Below are 20,574 nucleotides of genomic sequence, written 5' to 3'. Positions count from 1 at the left end.
TGAAATGAACATTTTCAGTGGAATTAAAGATGAACAGTTAGATGTATTAAGAGAGGTTGGGAATATCGGAGCAGGCCATGCAGCGTCTGCTCTTGCCAATCTATTAGATCGCAAAATAGATATGGCTGTTCCTTTTGTCAAAGTTCTCTCGTTTGAAGATCTAATGGATTTCTTTGGCGGTGCAGATCTTCCAGTTGCAAGCATTTTTCTGCGAATGGAAGGAGATTTATCCGGCTCCATCTTTTTCATTATGCCGTTTGAGCAAGCAGAGCAATTTGTAAGAGAGCTTGTACAGGACCCGGCATTTGATATTGATACCATTCATGAACACGTGCTAGGGACGTCAGCACTTCATGAGCTAGGAAATATTTTAGCAGGCTCTTATTTATCAGCCCTTGCCGATCTAACAAAATTGAAGCTTTACCCAAGTGTTCCAGATGTCACTCTTGATATGTTCGGTGCTGTCATTAGTGAAGGGTTAATGCAGTTCAGTCCTCTCGGCGATCAGGCAATTGTGATTGATACATCTATTTTTGATGATCAAAATAAGCAAGAGCTGAAAGGAAATATGTTTCTATTACCAGACTTTGAATCGTTTGACAAACTGTTCAAAGCATTAGGTAACCTATAATGAACGTGAAGATTCCGGCAGTTGTAAAGGTTGGTATAGCGGATGTTCAGCTTGTGAAAACACCGGACCGCATTCGGACATCCGGTCTTGGTTCTTGCGTAGGGCTTGTCCTGTTTGACAAAGAAAAAAAACTGGCAGGTCTTGTCCATGTCATGCTTCCAGACTCATCCCTTGCAAAAGGGGCGGTGGAGAACTTGGCCAAATATGCAGATACAGGTGTCAAGCATACAATTGATCTGCTCCTAAAAGAAGGAGCGCGCAAACATGCGCTAAAGGCGAAACTTGCTGGTGGCGCAGAAATGTTTAAGTTTAAGTCAACCAATGACCTGATGAGAATTGGACCTAGAAACGTATCAGCTGTTAAAGAACATCTGTCTCTTCATCATATCCCGATCATTAGTGAGGACACGGGCGGGAACAATGGGCGTACGATTGAATTCGATCCGCTTACGACAGAGCTTGAGATCCGCACTGTGAAGCATGGCATTATGAAGATATAACTAAGGAAGTATAGGGGGAGAAAGATGCAATCCTTAAATTACGAAGATCAGGCGCTATGGGCTAGATGGAAAGAGTGGAAAGACCCAGCTGCTGGAGATGATCTTATGCGCCGCTATATGCCGCTCGTCACATATCATGTTGGAAGAATTTCCATCGGTCTCCCGAAGTCAGTGCATAAAGAAGACTTGATCAGTCTAGGGATGCTCGGTTTATATGATGCCCTTGAAAAATTTGACCCCGGAAGAGATCTGAAGTTTGATACATATGCATCCTTCAGAATCCGCGGGGCCATCATCGACGGTCTTCGTAAAGAGGACTGGCTGCCTCGTACATCAAGAGAAAAAACAAAAAAAGTAGAAGCGGCAATTGAAAAACTTGAACAGCGTTATTTGCGAAATGTGACACCGACAGAGGTTGCCGAGGAACTCGGCATGAGCGAACAGGATGTTGTCACAACGATGAATGAAGGTTTCTTTGCGAATTTGCTCTCAATCGACGAGAAGCTGCATGATCAAGAAGACGGTGAAAACGTCCAAGTCATGATTCGCGACGAAAAGTCTGTGACACCTGAGGAGAAAATGCTGAAAGATGAATTAATTGAACAGCTTGCTGAAAAAATTACTGAGCTTTCGGAAAAAGAAAAGCTTGTGATCAGTCTTTTCTATAAAGAAGAACTGACATTAACAGAAATCGGTCAAGTGCTTAATTTATCCACCTCGCGCATTTCACAAATTCATTCGAAGGCATTGTTCAAGCTTAAGCATCTGCTTGATAAAGCCATTCAATCTTAAAGAGTTAGTGAGTGAAAAAATATGTTATGGCTGATTAGCTTTATGCTTCATGCTGCACTTATTTATTTTGTGATCATTTTATACACAAGAATGAATTCGCTGAAGGCAACTGAACAAAAGCAGCGAGAGCTTTTAGAAGAAACGGAAAATACCCTGGCTGCATTTTTGATGGAAGTCAAAGAAGAGAATGACAAACTATCAAAAGCTGCAGCCGCTTCCCCTGATTTTTTTGCTGAAGAGCTGAAATCGGATCTTCAGACACCAAAGCAACCACAACCACCAACTGAATCCCAGCAATCGGTAGAAAGTGAAGATCCAGTACCAGAGCACCTGTCGGCTCTCCTTAGCGAGGTTGAGGTGCAGGAAGAGAAGGTAAACGAACCCGTTCCAAATCTTGAAACAGAAGCTCCTGAGCCTTCTGAAAATGAAATAGAAGAAACATTTCAAGATCAAGTAAAGGCCTTATATGATCAAGGGCGATCACTAGAAGAAATAGCGAAAGAATTGAAAACTGGTAAGACAGAAATCGAGCTTTTATTAAAATTTAGCGGAAAGCTGTAAAGGATTCTTGATTGTCAGTCCATCATGTGTTATATTATTTCTTGGTGTTAAATACACACGCTTGATGATTCAGATGAAGGTGCTGCATGGCGCAGTTTTATGTGAACATGACTTAAGCGGAGGAAAAAAAACCATTATATTAGGAGGCAACAAAATGTCAGTTATTTCTATGAAACAATTGCTAGAAGCTGGTGTTCACTTCGGTCACCAAACTCGCCGTTGGAACCCAAAAATGAAGCGTTACATCTTTACAGAGCGTAACGGTATCTACATCATCGATCTTCAAAAAACGGTGAAAAAAGTAGAGGAAGCTTACAACTTCACGAAAAACCTTGCTGCTGACGGAGGAAAAATCCTTTTCGTTGGTACGAAAAAACAAGCACAAGATTCAGTGAAAGAAGAAGCAATCCGTTCTGGTATGTTCTATGTAAACCAACGCTGGCTTGGTGGAACTTTAACAAACTTTGAAACAATCCAAAAACGTATCAAGCGTTTGAAAGATATTGAAAAAATGCAAGAAAACGGTACTTTCGAAGTTCTTCCTAAGAAAGAAGTCGTTCAACTGAAAAAAGAATTAGAGCGTCTTGAAAAATTCTTAGGCGGAATCAAAGACATGAAGGGTCTTCCGGATGCACTTTTCATTATCGATCCTCGTAAAGAGCGTATTGCAGTTGCAGAAGCTCGTAAACTGAATATCCCAATCATCGGTATCGTTGACACAAACTGTGATCCAGACGAAATTGATGTTGTGATCCCTGCAAACGATGATGCAATCCGTGCTGTAAAACTTCTAACTGCTAAAATGGCAGATGCGATTCTTGAGTCTAAACAAGGCGAAGAAGAAGCTGTTGTAGAAGAAACGACAGAATCTGAAACAACAACTGCGTAACCTATTCAAAAGGTGATAAGAGGGAAATGCCTTTTATCACCTTTTTTTCACCTAGTAATCCGTGTTTTAACATAGAAGGAGGAAATGTAAAATGGCAATTACTGCTCAATTAGTAAAAGAACTGCGTCAAAAAACTGGTGCAGGTATGATGGATTGTAAAAAAGCGTTAACAGAAACTGATGGTGACATCGAAAAAGCAATTGATCTTCTAAGAGAAAAAGGAATCGCAAAAGCTGCGAAAAAAGCAGACCGTATTGCGGCAGAAGGATTAACTCTTATCAAAACTGACGGCAACACAGGCGTTATCATAGAAGTGAACTCTGAGACTGATTTCGTTGCGAAAAACGAAGGATTCCAAGCACTTCTTAACGAACTTGCTGATCATTTACTTGCTGCTAAACCTGCAACAATTGAAGAAGCTCATGCTTCTAAAATGGAAAACGGTTCAACAGTTGAAGAGCATATCACATCTGCAATTGCGAAAATCGGAGAGAAAATCACTCTACGTCGTTTCTCTGTCATCACGAAAGAAGATAACGCAGCATTCGGTTCTTACTTGCACATGGGCGGACGCATCGGTGTATTAGCGGTTCTTAACGGAACAACTGATGAAGAGCTTGCAAGAGACATTGCAATGCACGTCGCTGCTGTCAATCCTAAATACATTTCTCGTGACCAGGTGTCAGAAGAAGAAGCAAACCGTGAGCGTGAAGTATTAACGCAACAAGCGCTTCAAGAAGGAAAGCCTGAAAACATCGTAGCTAAAATGGTAGAAGGCCGTCTAAACAAATTCTTCGAAGAAATTTGCTTACTTGACCAAGCGTTCGTTAAAAACCCAGATGAAAAAGTGAAACAAGTTGTAGGTGCGAAAAACGCAACTGTTCAAACTTATGTTCGCTATGAAGTGGGCGAAGGTATTGAAAAGCGTCAAGAAAACTTTGCTGAAGAAGTGATGAGCCAAGTGAAAAAATAATGTTTGAAAAGCTCTCTGGGGCTTTTTTAGGGAGCACAAGCACTGTGTTCCCTATTTTTTAGAGGATATTGATTTACAAAAGGCAGTTTCTTACGCATAATAAGAGACGGTATAGTTTACACTTGGAGGTTATCATGAGCAAACCGAAATATAATCGCATTGTACTGAAGCTAAGTGGCGAAGCACTAGCAGGTGATGCTGGAAATGGAATTAACCCAACTGTCATTCATTCAATTGCAAAGCAAGTAAAAGAAATTGCAGAACTTGATGTTGAAGTTGCAGTCGTTGTAGGCGGAGGAAACCTTTGGCGCGGTAAGACAGGCAGTGACTTAGGAATGGACCGGGCAACAGCAGACTACATGGGCATGCTTGCAACAGTGATGAATTCACTGGCATTACAGGACAGCCTAGAAACGCTTGGCATTCAGTCTAGAGTGCAAACCTCTATCGAAATGAGACAGGTTGCAGAGCCATACATAAGAAGAAAAGCGATCCGTCACCTTGAAAAGAAACGTGTCGTGATTTTTGCTGCAGGTACTGGTAACCCTTATTTCTCTACAGATACAACTGCAGCACTTCGTGCAGCAGAAATTGAAGCAGATGTCATTTTAATGGCGAAAAATAATGTAGATGGTGTCTACAGTGCTGATCCTCGTACAGATGCGGATGCAGTAAAATATGATAAGCTTTCATATCTTGATGTACTAAAAGAAGGGCTTGCTGTAATGGATTCTACTGCGTCCTCATTATGTATGGACAATGACATTCCATTAATCGTATTCTCCATTATGGAAGAAGGAAATATTAAACGTGCCGTAAATGGCGAATCAATCGGAACGATCGTGAGGGGGAAATAACGTGTCAAAAGAAGTGTTGAACCAAACAAAAGAAAAAATGGAAAAAGCCGTTCAAGCATACGGACGTGAACTAGCAACTGTTCGCGCTGGTAGAGCAAATGCTTCACTACTAGATAAAGTGACAGTTGATTATTACGGTGCACAAACACCACTCAACCAAATTGCGTCAATTACAGTGCCAGAAGCACGTATGCTGATTATCACACCTTACGATAAAACAGCGATCGGTGATATCGAAAAAGCGATCCAAAAGTCTGATCTTGGCATCACGCCAACAAGTGACGGAAATGTGATCCGCATTGCGATCCCTGCGCTAACAGAAGAAAGACGTAAAGAGCTTGTGAAAGTTGTAAGAAAATACTCAGAAGAAGCAAAAGTAGCTGTTCGTAACGTTCGTCGTGATGCAAACGATGATCTGAAAAAGCTAGAGAAAAATGGGGAGATCACTGAAGATGAATTAAGATCATCTACAGAGGATGTTCAAAAATTGACAGATGAATATGTCGCTAAAATTGATGACGTGACGAAAGATAAAGAAAAAGAAATCATGGAAGTTTAAGAAAAAACTATGTACAATAGATAATAGTGAAAAGACCCTCTTCATGTTTACAGGGGGTTTTTTTGTTAATACTGTTGATGACTATATTATTAGCGGGAACGCAACCTTTTTGGGTGATGGAGGAATCTCATGCTCAATATACTCAAAAATTGGAAGAATCAGCAAACAGCAGCTTCCAACTTAGAAAGCCTGACAAAAGAAGACATAGTAAATGGAGAAATTCCTGAACATATCGCCATTATCATGGATGGGAACGGAAGATGGGCGAAAAAACGCGCTCTTCCACGGGTAGCAGGACATCATGAAGGAATGAAAGTCGTCAAGCGCATGACAAAGCTTGCAAATGAGTTGAATGTCAAAGTGCTGACTTTGTATGCTTTCTCTACGGAAAATTGGAAACGTCCAAAACTAGAAGTAGACTTTTTAATGAAGCTTCCTGAAGAATTTTTAAACATCTATCTGCCTGAACTCATCGAGGAAAATGTTCGTGTACGTTTAACAGGTGATCCAGACGGCCTCCCGCAGCATACAAAAAGAGCGGTAGAGAACGCAGAGAAGAGTACGGCGAATAACGACGGACTCGTTTTAAACTTTGCGCTCAATTATGGAGGGCGAACAGAAATCGTCTCAGCATGCAGACAAATTTCTGAAAAAGTCAAAGAAGGTAAGCTTAGAGCAGAAGACATCACAGAAGAGATGTTTTCAGCTTATTTAATGACAGAATCTCTTCAAGATCCGGATTTGCTTATTCGCACGAGTGGAGAAATTAGATTAAGCAACTTTATGCTTTGGCAAATTGCGTACAGCGAGTTTGTCTTTACGGATGTGCTTTGGCCTGACTTTTCTGATGAGCATCTTATAGGCGCTATCGGAGAGTACCAGCGCCGCGGCCGGAGGTTCGGTGGAATTTAGAGGGTGGTGCAGATGAAACAAAGAATTTTGACGGGTGTGTTGGCAGCTGCAGTGTTTTTACTTGCTGTTATTTATGGACAGATGCCATTTACCCTGCTGATTTATTTAATGGGAAGTGTCGCTCTCTTTGAGCTTCTGAGAATGAAAAAGATTTCGATTTTCAGCTTTCCTGGTATTGTCAGCTTAATATTGCTTTGGCTTTTAATGGGCGGAGAGAATAGCTTCTTCCCAAACGTAGACGCATCAAAAATGCAGATTGCTTTATTTGCAATCTTAATACTTTTAACTTATACAGTTTTGAGCAAAAACTCTTTCACATTCGATGAGGTTGCTTTTGTTATATTAGCCACATTATATATTGGCGTCAGTTTCTATTATTTTATCCAAATTAGAGGCTTATATGGCATGAGTGCGATTTTCTTCGCAGCCGTGATTATTTGGTCCACTGACTCAGGTGCCTATTTTATTGGGAAATCTATGGGGAAACGAAAGCTTTGGCCTGAGATCAGCCCAAACAAAACAGTAGAAGGATTTATCGGTGGAATCGTCACAGCGGTCGTGTTGTCACTTGTGTTTCAGGCGGTTACAGGATTTTTGCCATCATATCTGCTTGTTATGTTTATTACCCTTTTGTTAAGTATTTTTGGACAACTTGGCGACCTTGTGGAATCTGCTTTAAAGCGTCATTATCATGTGAAGGATTCAGGGACAATACTCCCTGGCCATGGCGGGATTTTAGACAGGTTTGACAGCTTTTTATTCGTTCTGCCGTTTTTATATTTATTGCTGGCCACGTTTGCTAGCTAACCTCATAGAAACTTATTGAACGAGAGAAGGAGTGGCAATTTGAAATATATTTCGCTATTAGGCGCAACAGGATCAATTGGAGAACAAACATTAGATGTGATCAGGCAGCACCAAGACAAATTTAAGCTGAAAGCCATGACGTTTGGCAGAAATGTAGACAAGGCTATTCCCATCATTGAGCATTTTCAGCCTGAATTCGTCGGGTGTTTAGACGAAGAGACCTATCGCACGCTAAAAAGTCATTCATTTGAATACGATGTCAAGATGGCTGCAGGTGATGAAGCCAACATCGAGGCAGCGACCTATGATGCAGTGGACGTTGTGGTCAATGCACTTGTAGGAAGTGTTGGGCTTGTTCCAACATTAAAGGCCATTGAACAAAAAAAGACGATTGCACTCGCAAATAAGGAAACACTTGTGACAGCTGGTCATATAGTAAAAGAGTACGCCAAAAAATATGATGTACCTTTACTTCCTGTCGATAGTGAGCACTCCGCTATTTTCCAATGCCTGCAAGGTGAACAAGCTAAAAACATTGAACGCTTAATCGTGACAGCTTCAGGTGGTAGTTTCCGAGATAAAAAACGAACTGAACTTGAAGGTGTTACGGTTGAAGAAGCGCTGAATCATCCAAACTGGTCAATGGGAGCAAAAATTACAATTGATTCAGCGACCATGATGAATAAAGGGCTCGAGGTGATCGAGGCGCATTGGTTGTTTGATATACCATATGATCAAATTGATGTGCTGTTACATAAAGAGAGCATCATCCATTCGATGGTGGAATTTCACGACAAAAGCGTCATGGCTCAGTTAGGTACACCTGATATGAGAGTGCCCATTCAATATGCACTCACTTACCCTGACAGGGCGCCATTAAAAGAAGCGAAATCATTGAACCTTTGGGAGATTGGACAATTGAATTTCCAAAAAGCGGATTTTGACAGGTATCGCTGCTTACATTTTGCTTATGAATCAGGTAAAATAGGAGGGACAATGCCTGCTGTGCTCAATGCAGCAAATGAAATCGCCGTGGATGCATTTCTAAAAGGCAAAGTGACGTTCCTGCAAATTGAAGAATTGATTGAAAAGGCACTAATGAGACATCATGTGATTTCAAAACCTAGTTTGCAAGATATCCATGAAGTGGACAAAGATACACGAGACTTTGTTCAATCAATCCTCACATAAGGTGGTATGTTCGTGAATACAGTGATTGCGTTTATTATTATTTTTGGAACGCTCGTTTTTTTCCACGAGCTTGGCCATTTAATTATGGCGCAGCGCGCGGGTATTTTATGCCGCGAGTTCGCAATTGGTTTTGGGCCGAAGATTTTCTCCTTTAAACGAAAAGAAACCGTTTATACCATTAGACTTCTACCTATCGGTGGATTTGTCAAAATGGCTGGAGAGGACCCTGAAGTCATTGAAATTAAACCAGGTCATACAGTGGGGCTCTTATTCAACGAGCAAAATGAAGTAGAAAAAATCATTTTAAATGATAAAGAGAAATATCCTGATGCACTTGTCATCGAGGTCGAGCAGATAGATTTAGATCATGCCATGAGAATCTCAGGATATGAAGCTGGAAATGAAGATATTCTGACTGGTTACAATGTAAGTCAAACAAGCTTCTATATTGCAGATGGTGAAGAAATTCAAATCGCACCATACAATCGTCAATTTGGTTCAAAAACGGTATGGCAGCGTATTAAAGCTATCGCAGCTGGACCGATCATGAACTTTATCCTGGCATACGTGATATTAGTCGCTTTAGGTTTTATTCAAGGTGTAACCGTAGATGATCCTGTGCTCGGTAAGCTCACGAAAGATGGCCGAGCGGCGCAAGCTGGTCTCATGCAGGGGGATGAAATCGTTTCGATTAATGGGGATAAAATGAATTCTTGGACAGACGTGGTTCAAACGGTTCAAAAAAACCCCGAGAAAAAAATGAATGTCGTCATTGACCGAGACGGCAAAGAAAGCACCGTGCAGGTTGTACCAGAAGCTGTGAAAGCAGACGGGAAAAACATTGGCCGTTTTGGATCATATCCGCCAACAGAAAATGGATTTCTAAAAGTCATTTCATCTTCAGGAACGACTGTGATATCAACGGCAGGTCTGATCTTAACGAACTTGCAAAAAATTGTCACAGGACAATTTTCATTAGATATGCTGGCAGGTCCTGTCGGGATCTATGACATGACAGGAGAAGTAGCCAAACAAGGTGTGTTAACATTAATGCAGTTTGCGGCGTTCCTCAGCATCAACTTAGGAATCGTCAATTTATTACCGATTCCTGCATTAGACGGAGGGCGTTTACTTTTCTTATTTGTTGAAGCCATTCGCGGTAAACCAATTAATCGTGAGAAAGAAGCACTTGTTGTCTTCATCGGTGTTGCTTTCCTCATGCTGTTAATGCTAGTGGTTACGTGGAATGACATCCAGCGATTATTTTTATAAAAACCAATGTCTCTTGTTTCTCATCTTGGGAAACAAGAGTTTTTGTGAGAAGTTCTATTTAATAAATGAGGTGTAACGACATGAGACAATCCCTGACTTTCATTCCAACTCTTCGAGAGGTGCCAGCAGATGCTGAAGCAAAAAGTCATCAGCTATTAGTAAGAGCTGGATTCATTAGACAAAATACAAGTGGAATCTATCACTACCTGCCGCTGGCTCATAAAGTCATCCAGCATATTCAAACCATTGTTCGCAAGGAAATGGAAAAGGCAGGAGCAGCTGAGCTGTTAATGCCAGTGTTGCAGCAAGCAGAAATGTGGCAAGAGTCAGGAAGATGGTATACATACGGTCCAGAACTCATGCGTATGAAAGATCGTCATGGCCGCGAGTTCGCGCTTGGCCCAACGCACGAAGAAGTGATCACATCACTAGTACGCAGTGAAGTGAAATCGTATAAGAAGCTTCCTTTGACTCTTTATCAAATTCAATCAAAATTCCGCGATGAACAAAGACCTCGCTTTGGTTTACTGCGAGGACGTGAATTTATTATGAAGGATGCTTACTCATTCCACTCTTCACCGGAAAGTCTTGATGACACATACAACAAAATGTTTACGGCTTACTCTAATGTGTTCTCCAAAGTGGGTCTTAATTTTAGACCAGTCATTGCAGATTCTGGTGCAATGGGAGGAAAAGATACTCATGAGTTCATGGCGCTGTCAGAAGTAGGAGAAGATACAATCGCTTATTCTGATACTTCTTCTTATGCAGCGAACATTGAAATGGCTGAGGCTGTGTATCAAGGAAAAGAAGCAAATCCTGCGGACTTTAAAGAACTTGAAAAAGTACACACGCCCCAAGTAAAAACGATTCAAGACGTGGCTGCATTCTTAGAAGTAGACCCATCGGCATGTATCAAGTCTGTTTTGTTTAAAGCAGACGAGGCGTATGTTCTTGTCCTCACTAGAGGTGATCACGAAGTAAATGATGTGAAAGTAAAGAACTTGGTAGGAGCACAGCTTGTAGAGCTTGCTTCACGCGAAGAAGTGCTAGAAGTCATTGGAACAGAGCCTGGATTTGTTGGACCTGTTAAGCTAGAAGCAGAAGTCGATATTTATGCAGACCTCGCTGTAAAAGGAATGGCAAATGCAGTTGCAGGTGCAAACGAATCTGATTATCACTATGTCAATGTCAACCCTGCACGTGATGTGACAGTGAAAGAATTCACCGACCTTCGCTTAATTCAAGAAGGAGACGTTTCTCCAGATGGAGAAGGCACAATCCAATTTGCAAAAGGAATTGAAGTAGGACAAGTCTTTAAGCTGGGCACACGTTATTCTGAGGCCATGGATGCAACGTACCTCGATGAAAATGGACGTGCGCAGCCAATGATCATGGGCTGCTATGGCATTGGTATCTCTAGAACCCTTTCAGCTATTGTTGAACAGCATCATGATGATAAAGGCATTATCTGGCCGGAAACAGTTGCACCATATGACCTTCATCTCCTTGCATTAAATATGAAAAATGATGCACAAAAAGAACTGGCTGAAACGTTATACGAGCGCTTAGAAGATGAGGGCTTTGACGTACTTTTTGACGACCGCCGGGAGCGTGCAGGAGTGAAATTTGCAGACAGTGACTTAATTGGCCTGCCAGTTCGCATTAGCTGCGGGAAACGTTCAGAAGAAGGTATTGTAGAAGTGAAGTTTAGAAAATCAGGTGAATCACATGAAGTATCTGTTGATGAACTGATTTCATTTATACGCCAAGCATAAAACGAACAAAAAAATGAAGGTACCTCCTGTAGAAAAGAGGTACCTTTCTGATTTACAAAAGGAGGGTCCTGTCTTGGATGAACAATTACCGATCACCCGACGGCAATTTCATATATTACTCAATCAGATTCAAATGACAGATGATGACCTCAGTCGTTACTTTGAAGAAGGTGAAATCGTCAAATTGACGGTGCATAAGGCGACGAAAACGTGGCATTTCCTTTTTAAATTTAAGGCACTTCTGCCTTACAAGGTATATGCAATGTTTCTGAGCAGGCTGACAAATGCATTTTCTCATATTGCACAAGTCACTTGTACGATTGAAGTCAATGATCCGCACATATCTGAGGAGCTCGTGCAATCGTATTGGTCACATTGTGTGGAAGAGCTTCAAGGAATTTCTCCCCCAATCATCAGCTTGCTTCAACAGCAAAAACCGGCGCTGTCTGGGCATAAAATCATCATCAAAACGAAAAGCGAAACAGAGGCTTTGGCGATCAAGAAGAAGTATAGCCCAATGCTCCAGGCTGCATTTAAACAAGTTGGTTTTCCTGAGCTGCAATTTGATACAGAAATTTTCGTATCAGATCAAGAGATTCAGAAGTTCAGAGAACAAAAGCTCGCTGAAGACCAAGAAAGAGCCATGCAAGCCCTCACTGAGATGGAGAAGAAAGAAAGTGAGGATCAGGAGGAAGCGCCATCCGGCCCTCTTATGATTGGTTATCAAATCAAAGACAATGAAGAAATTCGTACGCTAGATAGTATTATGGACGAGGAAAGAAGAATCACCGTCCAAGGCTACGTGTTTGATGCAGAAACGCGTGAATTGAAAAGCGGCAGAACGCTTTGTATCTTTAAGATCACGGACTATACAAACAGTATTTTGATCAAAATGTTTGCGAGAGAAAAAGAAGATGCCCAGCTCATGAAATCCTTGAAAAAAGGGATGTGGGTGAAAGCAAGAGGAAGCATTCAAAACGATACGTTTGTCAGAGATCTTGTCATGATCGCCAATGATGTCAATGAAATGAAACCTCAGCTGAAAGAAGATACAGCACCTGAGGGTGAAAAGCGTATCGAGCTTCATTTGCATTCCCCTATGAGTCAAATGGATGCTGTCACTGGCATCGGCAGGCTTGTTGAACAAGCAAAAAAATGGGGACATGAAGCGATTGCCCTGACAGATCACGCCGTTGTGCAGTCCTTTCCAGATGCGTATGCAGCCAGTAAAAAGCATGGCATCAAAATGATGTACGGTGTGGAAATCAACTTAGTCGATGATGGGGTGCCGATTGCATATAACCCAGAGCACCGCTTGTTAGAGGATGCGACGTTTGTCGTATTTGACGTAGAGACAACCGGGCTTTCTGCTGTTTATGACACGATCATTGAGCTTGCAGCAGTGAAAATCAAAGGCGGGGAAATTATTGATCGCTTTGAGGCATTTGCAAATCCTCATCACCCGTTATCAGCAACAACCATTGAATTAACCGGTATTACCGATGACATGGTCAGAGACGCACCAGATGTTGTCGATGTTGTTCGGGATTTCAAAGAGTGGATTGGACAAGATATCCTTGTTGCGCACAATGCGAGCTTTGATATGGGCTTTTTAAATGCAGCGTATAAACGCCTGTTAAAAACAGATAAAGCATCAAATCCTGTCATTGATACACTTGAACTCGGCCGATTCCTTTACCCGGAATTTAAAAATCACCGGTTGAATACACTTTGTAAAAAGTTTGATATTGAACTTACGCAGCATCACCGCGCCATTTATGATGCAGAAGCGACAGGCTACCTGATGCTGAAGATGCTAAAAGATGCGGCTGAAAAAGAGATTGCCTACCATGATCAACTGAATGAGAACATGGGTCAGTCCAATGCTTACCAGCGCTCACGTCCTTACCATGCGACAGTGATTGCGCAAAATGAGACGGGACTCAAAAATTTATTCAAGCTTGTTTCACTTTCTCATATTCATTATTTCTATAGGGTGCCTCGCATACCGCGCTCACAGCTTGAGAAATATCGAGAAGGTTTGATTGTTGGGTCGGCTTGCGATAAGGGTGAAGTTTTTGAAGGAATGATGCAAAAGTCACCTGATGAGGTGGAAGACATTGCAGCATTTTATGACTATTTAGAGGTTCATCCGCCAGAAGTGTATCAGCATTTACTACAGCTAGAGCTTGTTCGAGATGAACGTGCATTAAAAGAAATTATCACAAATATTGTGAAGCTTGGTGAAAAGCTGAATAAACCTGTGGTGGCGACTGGGAATGTGCACTACCTGCATCCAGAAGACAAAATTTATCGAAAAATATTAATTTCATCACAGGGTGGTGCGAATCCGCTTAATCGTCATGAACTGCCAAAAGTTCATTTTAGAACGACAGATGAAATGCTAGAAGCGTTCTCTTTCCTAGGAGACGAGAAAGCAAAAGAGATCGTCGTGACGAATACGAAAAAAGTATCTGAGATGGTCGAAAGCATTAAACCAATCAAAGATGATCTTTATACACCAAAAATTGAAGGTGCAGATGAAGAAATACGGGAAATGAGCTATCAAATGGCGCGCAGCATCTACGGAGATGAATTACCGAAAATCGTAGAAGACCGTATTGAGAAGGAATTAAAAAGTATTATTGGTCATGGCTTCGCCGTCATTTATTTAATCTCTCATAAGCTCGTAAAGAAATCACTAGATGACGGTTATCTAGTTGGTTCAAGGGGATCTGTCGGATCATCCCTTGTTGCGACATTAACAGAAATTACAGAAGTGAACCCACTCGCACCGCATTATGTATGCCCAAGTTGTAAGCACTCTGAGTTCTTTAATGACGGATCTGTTGGTTCAGGTTTTGACCTTCCTGATAAAGACTGTCCAGAATGTGGTGCGCCGTATAAAAAAGACGGACATGATATTCCGTTTGAAACGTTCTTAGGTTTTAAAGGAGATAAAGTCCCTGATATCGACTTGAACTTCTCCGGGGAATATCAGCCGCATGCGCATAACTATACAAAAGAGCTGTTCGGTGAAGAGTATGTATACCGCGCAGGCACAATCGGTACCGTTGCAGAAAAAACGGCATATGGTTACGTGAAAGGCTATGCAGGAGATCATAATCTTCATATGAGAGGCGCAGAAATCGACCGGCTTGTGCAAGGATGTACAGGGGTAAAACGGACAACGGGCCAGCATCCAGGTGGTATTATCGTTGTGCCGGATTATATGGACATTTACGATTTCTCACCTATTCAATATCCAGCTGATGCGACAGGATCCGAATGGAAAACGACGCATTTTGATTTCCATTCGATCCATGATAACTTGCTGAAGTTAGATATACTTGGGCACGATGATCCTACGGTCATTCGTATGCTTCAGGACTTAAGCGGAATCGATCCTAAAACCATTCCGACAGACGACCCTGAAGTCATGAAAATCTTCCAAGGGACGGAGCCTCTTGGTGTAACAGAAGAGCAAATTGGCTGTAAAACAGGAACACTCGGAATCCCAGAGTTTGGGACAAGATTTGTTCGGCAAATGCTTGAGGATACGAAACCAACAACCTTCTCAGAGCTCGTTCAGATCTCTGGTCTATCACACGGTACAGATGTATGGCTCGGAAACGCGCAAGAGCTCATACATAATAAAACGTGTGAACTAAGCGAAGTGATTGGCTGCCGTGACGATATTATGGTCTATCTCATCTATCAAGGGTTAGACCCATCACTTGCCTTTAAAATCATGGAATCTGTTCGTAAAGGGAAGGGACTTCCTCCTGAATGGGAAGAAGAAATGAAGAATAATCATGTACCGAATTGGTATATTGCTTCTTGTAAAAAGATCAAATACATGTTCCCTAAAGCCCACGCGGCTGCCTATGTATTAATGGCTGTTCGGATAGCTTACTTCAAGGTGCATCATGCACTTCTGTACTACGCGGCTTACTTTACCGTTCGTGCGGATGACTTTGATATCGAAACTATGACAAAAGGATCGAATGCGATTCGAGCTGTCATGGACGATATTAACTCAAAAGGTCTAGATGCATCACCGAAAGAAAAGAACCTATTAACTGTACTAGAGCTTGCACTTGAAATGTGCGAAAGAGGCTATCATTTCAAAAAAGTTGACCTCTACCGCTCAAGTGCAACAGAGTTTATCATTGATGGAGACGGATTAATTCCGCCATTCAATTCAATCCCTGGACTTGGAACGAACGTTGCGCTAAATATTGTACGCGCACGTCAAGATGGTGAATTCCTTTCAAAAGAAGATCTACAAAAACGCGGGAAAGTCTCTAAGACCATTCTTGAATATTTGGATCGTCAGGGCTGCTTAGAAGCACTGCCTGATCAAAACCAGCTTTCTTTGTTTTAATGTGATAAATGAAGAGCGCCCTTAAAGGGGCGTTCTTTTTATTATATACGATAATTTTATTATGTTAACTAATAAACATTTTTATCAATTGGAATTATTTTCTTAATCCTTCATATACCTTGATTTAACGTGATGTTTTAAGAGAAGCGATTGTGTGTCATTCTTTCTACCCAAATAGAGCAAAAAAGAGAATTTCGCCGTCTGAAATGTTCTCATCCGACATATGATCATTCTGGGTACAGTCACAAGGAGAATCAAGGGAAAACCTTCGATGAGCGTAAAGCTGATTGCTGTTTACTATGCTTATTTTTGAAACATGTTTGATTCTTTTCAAAACTGTACAGATCACGCACCAAATAAAAAGGAGGTGGTTGTTTCAGTAGCACTAAAAAGAAGGGGTGAGCAATAGGGAAATGTCATCTTATAACTATGTAGAGGTTCTTCAAAAATCAATTTTGTTCTACGAAGCGCAGAGGTCTGGAAGGCTTCCTAATAGCAACCGTCTCAACTGGCGCGGTGATTCTGGACTAGAGGATGGGAAGGATGTTGGCCATGACTTAACAGGCGGCTGGTATGACGCAGGCGATCACGTGAAATTTGGACTTCCGATGGCTTACTCTGCAGCCGTGCTGGCATGGACAGTTTATGAATACCGAGAAGCTTATGAAGAGGCAGACTTACTTGATGATATGTTAGATCAAATCAAGTGGGCGACCGATTATTTTTTGAAAGCACATACAGGTCCGAACGAATTTTGGGCGCAAGTAGGTGATGGGAACGCTGATCATGGCTGGTGGGGACCAGCAGAAGTGATGCCAATGAGCCGGCCAGCTTTTAAAATTGATGAACATTGTCCAGGGACAGAAGTAGCCGCACAAACTGCGGCAGCTTTAGCAGTAGGTTCTATCATTTTTAAAGAGACTGATGCGTCATATGCAGCAAAGCTTCTCACACATGCAAAACAGCTTTATGCATTTGCTGATCAATATCGAGGCGAGTATACAGATTGTGTCACCAATGCTCAGCCCTTTTACAACTCATGGAGCGGCTACATTGACGAGCTCATTTGGGGAGGGATATGGCTGTACTTGGCGACAAATGAACAGTCCTATTTAGATCAAGCGCTAAAGGCGGTAGACGAATGGCCGAAGGATTGGGACTATAAGTTTACCATGTCGTGGGATAACACTTTCTTTGCTTCACAAATCTTACTCGCAAGAATCACGAAGGAGCAAAGGTTTATTGAATCGACTGAACGTAATCTCGATTACTGGTCTACGGGCCTTGTTCAAAATGGGCGAGTAGAAAGAATCACATATACGCCTGGCGGTCTTGCGTGGCTTGATCAATGGGGGTCGCTTCGCTACACAGCAAATGCAGCATTTCTTGCCTTTGTGTACGCTGATTGGATTTCTGATCAAGAAAAAAAGAATCGATACCAATCGTTTGCGATCAAGCAAACGCATTATATGCTAGGTGACAATCCTCAAAATAGGAGCTATGTCGTTGGTTTTGGTCACAATTCGCCTATGCATCCACATCATCGAACTGCACATGGCTCATGGTCCAACCAGCTGACAAACCCTTCATATCATCGGCACACACTTTATGGAGCGCTTGTTGGGGGGCCAAATGCACAGGATCAATATGTCGATGACATCTCTGACTATGTATCAAACGAGGTGGCGACTGACTATAATGCAGCCTTTACTGGAAATATAGCCAAAATGGTGCAACTGTTTGGTAAAGGACAGTCAAAGCTACCGAATTTTCCGCCTAAAGAAAAGGTGGAGGATGAATTTTTTGTAGAGGCTGCTGTAATGAATAACGATACAACATCTACTCAGGTAAAAGCGATTTTATACAACCGATCAGGCTGGCCGGCGAGAAGTAGTCAAACACTTTCTTTTAGATATTACGTCAATCTTAGCGAGGTATTTGCAAAGGGATTCACTGAAAAAGATATTCAGGTGACGTCAGCCTACAATGAAGGCGCTTCCCTATCTCCGTTAACGGTATATGACGCATCATCCCATGTATATTTTACAGAAATCGATTTTACTGGCGTATCTATTTTTCCTGGCGGGGAGTCTGAGCATAAGAAGGAAATACAGTTTCGATTATCCGCGACAAATCAAGCGAATATATGGGATGCCTCAAATGATTATTCCTTTCAAGGGTTAACATCCAGTATGCAAAAAACAGAGAGGATTCCTGTCTTTGATCATGGCGCTTTAGTATTTGGCACGCTTCCAGACAAATAAAAATCAACTATATCAATTTAAAGGGTGAGGGACATGACAAACAAAGAACGGTTTTTAACGCTTTATCATCAATTGAAAAACGATGCCAATGGATATTTTTCAAAAGAGGGTATTCCGTATCACTCAATCGAGACGCTCATTTGTGAGGCACCTGATTATGGGCATATGACGACTTCAGAGGCATATAGCTACTGGCTATGGCTTGAAGTTTTATATGGCTATTACACAGGAGATTGGAGCAAGTTAGAAGCTGCTTGGGACAATATGGAGAAATTCATCATCCCAGTAAATGAAGACGGAAATGACGAACAGCCACATATGAACTCTTACAATCCGTCAAGTCCAGCCACATACGCTTCAGAAAAACCATATCCAGATCAATATCCTAGCCAGCTGAGCGGCGCTCGTCCTGCTGGTCAAGATCCGCTTGATAACGAACTGAAATCAACGTATGGGACGAATGAAACGTATTTAATGCACTGGCTCCTTGATGTAGACAACTGGTATAGCTATGGAAATTTACTCAATCCATCACATACAGCCGCTTATGTAAACACATTTCAGCGAGGTCCACAGGAATCAGTATGGGAGGCCATCCCTCATCCATCACAAGATGATAAATCGTTGGGGAGGCCGAATGAAGGCTTTATGAGCTTATTTACAAAAGAAAATCAAGCGCCAGCAGCCCAGTGGCGCTATACAAATGCGACAGACGCTGATGCGCGTGCTGTACAGGCGATGTATTGGGCGAAGGAGCTTGGCTACAATCAAACAACTTATCTCGATAAAGCGAAAAAAATGGGCGATTTTCTTCGTTATGGCATGTATGATAAATACTTTCAAACGATTGGAAGTGCGAAGCAGGGCAACCCGTCTCCTGGTAATGGAAAGAGTGCCTGTCACTACTTAATGGCATGGTATACCTCATGGGGCGGAGGACTTGGAGATTATGCGAACTGGTCATGGCGTATCGGTGCCAGTCATTGTCACCAGGGGTATCAAAACCCCGTCGCTGCTTATGCTTTATCCTCAGATAAAGGAGGCTTAAAGCCATCGTCAGCTACTGGTGCAAGCGATTGGGAAAAAACGTTAAAGAGACAGCTTGAATTTTACGTATGGCTTCAATCAAAAGAGGGAGCGATTGCAGGAGGCGCAACCAACAGCTGGAATGGCGACTATAGTGCTTATCCTGCAGGAAGAAGCACATTTTACGATATGGCATATGAAGATGCGCCTGTTTACCATGATCCGCCGTCTAATAACTGGTTTGGGATGCAGGCATGGCCGATCGAGCGCGTAGCGGAGCTTTATTATATCTTTGCAAAAGACGGGGACGAAACATCCGAAAATTTCCAAATGGCCAAATCTGTTATGACAAAATGGATCAATTATACATTAGATTACATTTTTATTGACAAACGTCCGGTGACAGATCAAGAGGGTTATTTTTTAAATGGTCAGGGACAACGGATTCTAGGAGGGACGAATGTTTCTGTTGCTACAACGAATGCACCAGGCGAGTTTTGGATTCCTGGAAATATAGCATGGAGCGGCCAGCCTGACACTTGGAACGGTTTCCAGTCCGCAACTGGAAATCCAAACTTAACGGCTGTAACAAAAGATCCAACTCAAGATACTGGCGTACTAGGTAGTCTGGTCAAAGCCTTAACATTCTTTGCTGCTGCCACAAAGAAAGAGACAGGTAACTATACAGCCCTTGGCATAAGAGCAAAAGATACAGCCGCACAGCTTCTTGATGTTGCGTGGAATTACAATGATGGCATTGGAATCGTCACAGAGGAAGAAAGAGAAGACTACCATCGCTTCTTTAAAAAAGAAGTATATTTCCCAAATGGGTGGACCGGAACATTTGGTCAAGGGAATCAAATCCCTGGTGCTAACACCACCCCGTCTGATCCACAGCGGGGAGGAAGCGGAGTCTATACGAGTTTTGCAGATCTTCGTCCGAAAATAAAACAAGATCCAGCATGGTCTGCACTTGAGAGTAAATATCAAGCATCGTTTAATGAATCAACAGGTACATGGGATAATGGAGCGCCGGTTTTCACATACCACCGCTTCTGGTCGCAAGTTGATATGGCCACTGCCTATGCAGAATATCATCGTCTGATTAACGAGTAAGCGAATGAAGCTGCCGGCTTCTTTAGCCGGCAGTCTGATAAGAAAACTCAAGTGAAAGT

The 20,574-nt window shown here is 42.1% G+C and carries 16 protein-coding genes; all 16 read left to right on the top strand.

Translation table 11 applies throughout. The features are described 5' to 3' along the window. Positions 1-4 precede the first annotated feature (4 nt). The 16 genes from BA70_RS02330 (at position 5) to BA70_RS02255 (ending at position 20,515) form a co-directional block, all read left to right on the top strand. Entirely contained in the window at positions 5-631 is a 627-nt protein-coding gene (locus tag BA70_RS02330) for a chemotaxis protein CheC (RefSeq protein ID WP_034317690.1), read from the top strand. Beyond that, positions 631-1,131: a chemotaxis protein CheD gene (locus BA70_RS02325; RefSeq protein ID WP_034317688.1), complete on the top strand. Its 501-nt coding sequence runs from the start codon at positions 631-633 to the stop codon at positions 1,129-1,131. Before BA70_RS02330 ends, BA70_RS02325 begins: the two co-directional genes overlap by 1 nt. Positions 1,132-1,155: 24 nt before the next feature. After that, complete coding sequence (locus BA70_RS02320) at positions 1,156-1,923, top strand: FliA/WhiG family RNA polymerase sigma factor (RefSeq protein WP_034317687.1); 768 nt, start codon at positions 1,156-1,158, stop codon at positions 1,921-1,923. A gap of 21 nt (positions 1,924-1,944) precedes the next feature. Next, positions 1,945-2,484 carry a hypothetical protein gene (locus tag BA70_RS02315; protein ID WP_034317686.1) on the top strand — a complete coding sequence of 180 codons (540 nt, stop codon included), beginning with the start codon at positions 1,945-1,947 and terminating at the stop codon, positions 2,482-2,484. A 154-nt stretch (positions 2,485-2,638) separates the two neighbouring features. Further along, positions 2,639-3,373, top strand: a complete 735-nt coding sequence (gene rpsB, locus BA70_RS02310; RefSeq protein WP_034317684.1) for a 30S ribosomal protein S2 — start codon at positions 2,639-2,641, stop codon at positions 3,371-3,373. 91 nt (positions 3,374-3,464) lie between these two features. Beyond that, the gene (gene tsf, locus BA70_RS02305) at positions 3,465-4,346 is read left to right on the top strand and encodes a translation elongation factor Ts (protein ID WP_034317682.1); all 882 of its coding nucleotides are present in this window, start codon (positions 3,465-3,467) and stop codon (positions 4,344-4,346) included. A 134-nt stretch (positions 4,347-4,480) separates the two neighbouring features. Beyond that, positions 4,481-5,203, top strand: coding sequence for a UMP kinase (gene pyrH / locus BA70_RS02300; RefSeq protein WP_003210919.1), 723 nt, complete (start codon positions 4,481-4,483; stop codon positions 5,201-5,203). 1 nt (position 5,204) lies between these two features. Continuing rightward, complete coding sequence (frr, locus tag BA70_RS02295) at positions 5,205-5,762, top strand: ribosome recycling factor (protein WP_034317679.1); 558 nt, start codon at positions 5,205-5,207, stop codon at positions 5,760-5,762. A gap of 129 nt (positions 5,763-5,891) precedes the next feature. Next, positions 5,892-6,674 carry an isoprenyl transferase gene (locus BA70_RS02290; RefSeq protein ID WP_034317676.1) on the top strand — a complete coding sequence of 261 codons (783 nt, stop codon included), beginning with the start codon at positions 5,892-5,894 and terminating at the stop codon, positions 6,672-6,674. A 12-nt stretch (positions 6,675-6,686) separates the two neighbouring features. Beyond that, the gene (locus BA70_RS02285; RefSeq protein ID WP_034317673.1) at positions 6,687-7,481 is read left to right on the top strand and encodes a phosphatidate cytidylyltransferase; all 795 of its coding nucleotides are present in this window, start codon (positions 6,687-6,689) and stop codon (positions 7,479-7,481) included. A gap of 39 nt (positions 7,482-7,520) precedes the next feature. Then, entirely contained in the window at positions 7,521-8,672 is a 1,152-nt protein-coding gene (gene dxr / locus BA70_RS02280) for a 1-deoxy-D-xylulose-5-phosphate reductoisomerase (protein ID WP_034317670.1), read from the top strand. Between the two features lie 6 nt (positions 8,673-8,678). Beyond that, entirely contained in the window at positions 8,679-9,944 is a 1,266-nt protein-coding gene (rseP, locus tag BA70_RS02275; protein WP_105927476.1) for an RIP metalloprotease RseP, read from the top strand. Between the two features lie 80 nt (positions 9,945-10,024). Further along, the gene (locus tag BA70_RS02270) at positions 10,025-11,722 is read left to right on the top strand and encodes a proline--tRNA ligase (RefSeq protein WP_034317664.1); all 1,698 of its coding nucleotides are present in this window, start codon (positions 10,025-10,027) and stop codon (positions 11,720-11,722) included. Positions 11,723-11,795: 73 nt separating this feature from the next. Beyond that, positions 11,796-16,109: a PolC-type DNA polymerase III gene (locus BA70_RS02265; RefSeq protein WP_034317661.1), complete on the top strand. Its 4,314-nt coding sequence runs from the start codon at positions 11,796-11,798 to the stop codon at positions 16,107-16,109. A 413-nt stretch (positions 16,110-16,522) separates the two neighbouring features. Then, entirely contained in the window at positions 16,523-18,373 is a 1,851-nt protein-coding gene (locus BA70_RS02260; RefSeq protein WP_034317659.1) for a glycoside hydrolase family 9 protein, read from the top strand. Between the two features lie 33 nt (positions 18,374-18,406). Further along, a complete protein-coding gene (locus tag BA70_RS02255; RefSeq protein ID WP_034317657.1) occupies positions 18,407-20,515 on the top strand; it encodes a glycoside hydrolase family 48 protein in 2,109 nt (702 codons plus the stop codon). Positions 20,516-20,574: the final 59 nt, after the last annotated feature.

It is taken from the genome of Bacillus zhangzhouensis (assembly GCF_000715205.1).
Classification (GTDB): domain Bacteria; phylum Bacillota; class Bacilli; order Bacillales; family Bacillaceae; genus Bacillus; species Bacillus zhangzhouensis.
The sequence above is the reverse complement of the archived record's forward strand: the minus strand, read 5'-3'. Positions and strand labels throughout refer to the sequence as shown.